The following is a 6,246-nucleotide window of genomic DNA, read 5'->3' as shown; positions in this document are numbered from 1 at the left end:
GGGCCCGGAGTGTTGAACACTCCGGGCCCGGCCGTTGGTAGCGGGGACAGGATTTGAACCTGCGACCTCTGGGTTATGAGCCCAGCGAGCTACCGAGCTGCTCCACCCCGCGTCGGTAAACACAACCCTACAGCACGCCGGCGGCCCGTCGAACCAATTACCCCCGCCACCGCCCCCGGCGCGGAGCTCCGGCAGGGTGGAGCGTGGCGGCGCGGCCGGGTGGGCCGGAGGCAGGAGCAGGCCGTGTGGGGGGCCCGCGCCTATCGTGGAAGCACCGCATGATCGGAAGCGTCGGCCTACGGGCAGGTGGATCGTGAACGGACCCGTCATCGACTACCAGGCCGTTTTCCAGGCTCTGCCGGGCGCCGTCGCGCTGCTGACCACCGACCTGAGGTACGCGGAGGCCAACGAGGCGTTCCTGTCCGTCTCCGGGCGCACCCGCGAGCAGCTGATCGGCCGCTACCTGTTCGATGTCTTCCCGGACAATCCCAACGACCCGCGGCGACCGGCGTGCGCAACCTGTCCGCGTCGCTGGAGCGGGTCAAGGCGACCGGCGAGCCCGACACCATGGCCTTGCAGCGCTACGACGTGGAGGATCCCGAGCGCCCGGGGGAGTGGCAGGAGCGGTACTGGAGCCCGGTCAACGCCCCCGTCCTCGCGCCGGACGGCACGGTGGCGCTGCTGTTGCACCGGGTCGAGGAGGTCACCGACCTCATCAAGGCCCGCGGCTCGCGCAGCGGTGACCGCGGAAGGGTACTGGAGGCCGAGCTCTACACCCGCGCCCGGGAACTCCAGGAGGTCAACGAACGCCTGCGCCGGGCCCACGCCCGCGAACGCGAGGTCGCCCTCCACCTGCAGGAGGCGATGCTCCCCGCACCCCGCCCGCTCGGCCACCACCGCGCGGCCGTCCGGTACCGGCCCGCCACCACCGCCCTGAACGTCTGCGGTGACTGGTACGACATCGCCGACCTCCCCACCCCCGGCCGCACCGCGGTCGCCGTCGCGGTCGGCGACGTCGTCGGCCACGGGCTGCGCGCCGCCGGCGTCATGGGCCTGCTGCGCAGCGCGCTGTCCGCCGCCTCCCGGGTCGCCGACGGCCCCGCCCAGGCCCTGGACGTCCTCGGCCTGTACGCCCGTTCCGTGGCCGGGGCGGAGAGCACCACCGCCGTGTCGGTCTTCGTCGACTGGACGAGCCGCACGCTCATCTACAGCAGCGCCGGCCACCCGCCGCCCGCGCTGTGCCGACCCGACGGCACCGTGGTCCTGCTCGACCAGGCCACCGACCCTCCGCTCGGCGCCCGCCCCGAACACGTCGCCCGCCCCCAGGCCCGCACCGGCTTCACCGAGGGCTCGGTTCTCGTCCTGTACACCGACGGACTCGTCGAACGGCGGCGCGAGGACATCGACACCGGTCTCGACCGCCTCGCCCGCTCCCTCGCCCGCCACCGCCACGCCGACCCCGACGCCCTCGCCGACGCCCTCCTGGCCGACCTCGTCCCACCCGACGGACTCACCGACGACACCGCCCTGATCGTCCTGCGCCTGTGACGGCCGGCCTCGGGCGGTTCGGGCCTCAGTCCGCCTCCGGTTGCGTGCGGTGGTGCAGCCGCGCGGCTCGTGCGGTGAGGTACCGCTGTTCCGGGGTGCTGGTGCTGCGGGCCGCCGCCGTGCGGTAGTGGGTCAGCGCGGACGCGGTGTCGCCGGACAGCTCCAGCAGGTGGGCCCGGACGGCGTGGGTGCGGTGGAGGTCGGCCACGGGGCCGCCCTCGGCGTCGAGCCGGTCGAGCAGGGCCAGCCCGGCGACGGGCCCGTCGACCATCGCCACGGCGACCGCGCGGTTGAGGGTGACCAGCGGGCTGGGCGCCACGTGGTCGAGCAGGCCGTACAGGGCGAGGATCTGCGGCCAGTCGGTGTCCTCGGCGCGTGCGGCGTCGTCGTGGACGGCGGCGATCGCGGCCAGCAGCCGGTACTCGCCGGGCCGCCCGCGATGGGCGAAGGAGCCGATCAGGAGCGCGGCGCCCTCCGTGATCAGGGCGCGGTCCCACCGGGTCCGGTCCTGTTCGGCCAGGGGGACCAGTTCGCCGTGCGGGCCGGTGCGGGCGGGGGCGCGGGCCTCGGTCAGCAGCATCAGGGCCAGCAGCCCGGTCACCTCGCCCTCGGCCGGGAGGATCCGGTGCAGCTGACGGGCCAGCCGCACGGCCTCGCCGGACAGGTCGGGCCGGTGCAGGACCGGGCCATCGGAGGCCGTGTAGCCCTCGTTGAACATCAGGTACAGCACCTGGAGGACGCTGCGCAGCCGCGCCGACCACTCCGGCGTGCCCGGCGGCGGCGCCTCGAACACCGCCGCCGACGCCTTCAGACGCTGCTTGGCCCGGCTGATCCTCTGCGCCATCGTCGCCTCGGGAACCAGGTACGCGGCGGCGATCTGAGCGGTCGTCAGGCCGCCGACCGCCCGCAGCGTGAGCGCGATCGCCGAGGCGGGCGTGAGCGCGGGGTGGCAGCACATGAACAGCAGCGCCAGGGAGTCGTCCGTCGTCGCGGCCGGGTCCGGGGCCGGCTCCGCGGCGACGCGTTCCTCGCGTCGTCGTCGGGCCGCGTCGCTGCGCAGCCGGTCGGTGTGGCGGTGGGCGGCGGTGCGCAGCAGCCAGCCGTGCGGGTTGTCGGGAACGCCCTGCGCGGGCCAGTGGCGGACGGCGGCGATCAGGGCTTCCTGGACCGCGTCCTCACAGGCGTCGAAGTCGCCGGACCGGCGGGTGAGCGCGCCGAGGACCTGCGGCGCCAGCGAGCGCAGCAGGTCCTCGACGACGGACGGGTCGGTCACAGGTCGAACGCGAGGTCGGTCATCACCCGGCGCACCTCGACGGGCTGCTGCGTCGGAACCCCGCCGGGTCCGGGCACGGCCGAGATCCTGGCGGCGATCTCCACGGCGCGGGCCTCGGACTCCACCTCGACCACGTTGAACCCGGCGAGGACCTCCTTCGACTCCGGGAACGGTCCGTCGGTCACCACCGGAGCCGAGGCGCCGTCCGAGCGCACGATCCTGGCCTGCCGCGGGTCGGCGAGCGGCGTGAACCGCACCATCTCGCCGCTCGCGACCAGTTCCCTGGTCAGGGCCTCGTAGTAGTCGAAGTGCGCCGCGACGTCGCCGGGAGCCCACTCGTCCATGGGCTGCTCGAACACTCCGCCGTCGTGGTTGACCATCAGCAGGAACGTCGGCATCTGAACTCCTTGATCGTCGGGGCGCGCCCAGTGTGGCGCACTCGCCCCTTGAACGGAGCCGTCGGCCGGTTCTCTACATCGCTAGACCCGGCGAATGGTGTTGATCGTCAGGGCGTCGACCTTCATCGTCTTCACCACGTCGCCCGGCTTCGGGGCGTGCACCACCAGACCGTTGCCGATGTACATCCCGACGTGGTGGCGGTCGGAGAAGTAGATCACCAGGTCGCCCGGCCGCGCGTTGTGCCAGTCGGTGCCCACGTTGACGCCGACGCTCGCCTGCTCCTCCGAGGTGCGCGGCAGCGAGACGCCGGCCTGCGCGTAGGCGTACACCATCAGTCCGGAGCAGTCGAAGGTGCTCGGACCGGTCGCGCCCCACTTGTACAGGTCGCCCTGCTGGTCGAGTGCGGTCTTCACCGCGACCGCGGCGTAGCCGCTGGCCGGCGGCAGGCTGGCCAGGTCCACCCGGGAGGAGCCGCGGGAGGCGGCGGTACCGTCGGCCTGCATGATCGCGGCGCGGTCGGCCACGCTCAGCCGGCCGAGCAGCTGCTGCGCCTGCTGCAGCTTGTCCTGGACGTCGTGCTTGGCGGCGTCGAGCGCCCTGCTCTGCCCGTCCAGCTCGGTGAGGACGGCCGCGGCTTCCTGCTTCTGCTGGTCGAGGCGGCGCTGCTGGTCCTTCAGCGCCTTCAGGGTCTCCGCCTGGGTGCCGGCGGCCTGGTCGAAGGAGGACGCCTGGGCGAGGTAGGAGTCGGGGTCGGCGGAGAGCATCAGCCGCACCGACGGGTCCAGCCCGCCCTGCCGGTACTCGTCGGCCGCCACCGCGGCCAGCCCGGAGGCCAGGTCGGTCAACTGCTGCTGGCCGCGCGCGATCTGGTCCTGCAACTGGTCAGCCTGCTTGCGCAGTTGGTCGGAGCGCTCCTTGGCGCCGTTGTACTTCTCGGCGGCCTGCTCCTGTTCCTCCATCAACTTGTCGACCTGCGCCTTGACTTCGTCCCTGCTCGGCGAGCCCGGCGCGGCGTGCGCACCCACCTGGGCCGACAGCGCGACCCCGGTCGCGGCAGCGGCGGTGAGCACGGAGACCCGCGCGCGGCTCGGCTGCCTGAGACGGCGGTGAGAAGCCAAGGAGGTGCTCCTTCGTCCTGCCGGACCCACCCGCGCAGGCGCGGGTCCAGACCATTGGAACGCTAGTTCGTCCTCGGACCCTAACCATGCCCGGCGCTCCGCGTCCACTCCCACCGATCGTCAACCTGTTGCCCAACGCGCCGTGTTGAGTGACCGTCAGCCGCGACGTCCAGGGTGCCGCGATGCGTGGTGACTCCGCGGCGCCGGGCGCGTCAGGGCGCACCCCCGGGGGCCCGAGCCGCTACCTTGGCAGGCGGGTCCGGGCGCGATGACGCCCCCGGGGCGGCGCACCGGTGATCGGGTGGCAGCCGGGCGGCGGCGGACCGATGAGTTCGCCCGTCCCGGCCCGTCTTGATTTCCGACAGGACCACCGACTCACCGGGAGCACGCCATGGGCCTCATCCATCTCGAGTTGTTCGCCACCCTCGACCTCGTCGGGCAGGCGCCCGGCGGTCCCGACGAGGACCCGGTCGACTTCCCCTTCGGCGGCTGGCAGGTCCCGCTGATGGACGAGGTCTCCGGGGCGCAGGTCGACACCGCCTACGAGGGCACCGACGCCCTCCTGCTCGGCCGGCGGACGTACGACATCTTCGCCGCGTACTGGCCGCACGCCGGGGACAGCCCCTTCGCCAAGCTGTTCAACAGCATCCCCAAGTACGTGGCCTCCCGCGGCACGCCCACCCTGTCGTGGGCGGGCTCCACCCAGCTCGGGCCGGACCTGGCCGCCGCGGTGCGCGAGCTCCGCGACCGGCACCAGAACGTGAAGGTGGTCGGAAGCCTGAACCTGGTGCAGACCCTGCTGCGCGAGAAGCTGTTCGACCGCCTCGACCTCTGGATCCACCCGATCGTCCTCGGCACCGGCAAGAAGGTCTTCGACGGCGGCGAGGTCCCCACCAACATCACCCTCCTCGAACCGCCCGCCACCAGCCCGAACGGCGTCGTCTTCCTGCGCTACGCCCTGGCCGACGGCATCCCCGCCACCGGAGAAATGGGCGCACCCGGCGACAACCCAGGCAGCGAGGCCTGAGACCAGCAGGACCCGGGCCGAGGGCGGTCGGGCGCAACCGGCCCTACCCCCCCCCTCGGCCCGCAGGCTGTGGCCACCGATCGATGGCGGCGTGAACCCCGCGCCGCCGGGCCGTCCAGGGCTGCCCCCAGGTTGTGGCCGAGGCCTCGGGGTAGGAGCCAGGTGTGACCGGACTCGCCGCGGAAGGTCGAGGTGACGTCATGCACGGTGTCCCCTCGCTCGATGTGGATCTGGACGGCACGGCCGGATCGGAGTGCCGGGCGCGCAGGGCCCCGCGCGGCTTCCTCGACGAACCGACCGGTCCGGCCACGGCCGGCCGAGTCCCCGGATCCGTCAGGAGCCGCCTGGTGGCCCACCGCCGGATGCGAGGCGACCGGGAGGAGAGCAGTCCATGACCGAGGCGGTGCTGACGGTGCTGGTGCGCACCTCCGGGCGGAGCGTGATCGTCCGCCCCGAGGGCGAGTTGGACAACGACTCGGTCCAGCCGCTGTCCGAGGCCCTGGACGGCGCTCTTCGCGGCCCACCCGGTCCGGTCGTGGTCGACTGCGGGGGCCTGTCCTTCTGCGACTCCACCGGCCTGAACCTGCTGCTGCGCGTCAGCCGCGCCGCCGAGAGCGACGGGCGGCCGCTGCTGCTGGCGGGCCTCAGCCCGATCGTCGCGCGGCTGTTCGAGATCACCGGAGCGGAGAGCCTCGTGCGGATCCACCCCTCACTGGCCGACGCGCTCGCCGGGCAGGACGGGTGAGCGCCGATGCCACGGGTCTCCGACCACCGCCGACTTGCCCTCGCACCCACGACGAGCAGGAACTCCGGGAGCACCAGCTCGCCCAGGCCCAGCGACTGGCGGGCCTCGGCACCTGGCAGTGGGACGTCGCCTCCGC

The 6,246-nt window shown here is 73.3% G+C and carries 5 protein-coding genes, 1 tRNA gene and 1 pseudogene; 3 read left to right on the top strand and 4 right to left on the bottom strand.

The window, feature by feature from the left end; all coding sequences use genetic code 11:
- Nucleotides 1-35: 35 nt before the first annotated feature.
- Nucleotides 36-112: transfer RNA gene (locus tag AB0K51_RS34345), tRNA-Met, on the bottom strand.
- Nucleotides 113-313: 201 nt separating this feature from the next.
- Here AB0K51_RS34345 and AB0K51_RS34340 point away from each other — a divergent pair.
- Nucleotides 314-1,548, top strand: a pseudogene (locus AB0K51_RS34340) (SpoIIE family protein phosphatase).
- Nucleotides 1,549-1,573: 25 nt separating this feature from the next.
- On the opposite strand, the gene AB0K51_RS34335 reads toward AB0K51_RS34340, so the two are convergent.
- The 3 genes from AB0K51_RS34335 to AB0K51_RS34325 form a co-directional block, all read right to left on the bottom strand.
- The gene (locus tag AB0K51_RS34335) at nucleotides 1,574-2,821 is read right to left on the bottom strand and encodes a DUF6596 domain-containing protein (RefSeq protein WP_363462158.1); all 1,248 of its coding nucleotides are present in this window, start codon (nucleotides 2,819-2,821) and stop codon (nucleotides 1,574-1,576) included.
- Nucleotides 2,818-3,219 carry a YciI family protein gene (locus AB0K51_RS34330; protein ID WP_363462156.1) on the bottom strand — a complete coding sequence of 134 codons (402 nt, stop codon included), beginning with the start codon at nucleotides 3,217-3,219 and terminating at the stop codon, nucleotides 2,818-2,820. Before AB0K51_RS34330 ends, AB0K51_RS34335 begins: the two co-directional genes overlap by 4 nt.
- 81 nt (nucleotides 3,220-3,300) lie before the next feature.
- On the bottom strand, nucleotides 3,301-4,338 hold the full coding sequence (locus AB0K51_RS34325) for an NlpC/P60 family protein (protein ID WP_363462154.1): 1,038 nt from the start codon (nucleotides 4,336-4,338) through the stop codon (nucleotides 3,301-3,303).
- 391 nt (nucleotides 4,339-4,729) lie between these two features.
- On the opposite strand from AB0K51_RS34325, the gene AB0K51_RS34320 reads away from it, so the two are divergent.
- A complete protein-coding gene (locus tag AB0K51_RS34320) occupies nucleotides 4,730-5,365 on the top strand; it encodes a dihydrofolate reductase family protein (protein WP_363462152.1) in 636 nt (211 codons plus the stop codon).
- Between the two features lie 391 nt (nucleotides 5,366-5,756).
- Nucleotides 5,757-6,110, top strand: coding sequence for an STAS domain-containing protein (locus tag AB0K51_RS34315; RefSeq protein ID WP_363462150.1), 354 nt, complete (start codon nucleotides 5,757-5,759; stop codon nucleotides 6,108-6,110).
- Nucleotides 6,111-6,246: the final 136 nt, after the last annotated feature.

The organism is Kitasatospora sp. NPDC049285 (assembly GCF_040678815.1).
In the GTDB taxonomy this organism is placed as follows: Bacteria; Actinomycetota; Actinomycetes; order Streptomycetales; family Streptomycetaceae; genus Kitasatospora.
The sequence above is the reverse complement of the archived record's forward strand: the minus strand, read 5'-3'. Positions and strand labels throughout refer to the sequence as shown.

Coding starts and splice junctions, on each gene's coding strand:
- AB0K51_RS34330 (WP_363462156.1), bottom strand. CDS start 3,219: ATGCCGACGTTCCTGCTGATGGTCAACCACGACGGCGGAGTGTTCGAG.
- AB0K51_RS34320 (WP_363462152.1), top strand. CDS start 4,730: ATGGGCCTCATCCATCTCGAGTTGTTCGCCACCCTCGACCTCGTCGGG.
- AB0K51_RS34315 (WP_363462150.1), top strand. CDS start 5,757: ATGACCGAGGCGGTGCTGACGGTGCTGGTGCGCACCTCCGGGCGGAGC.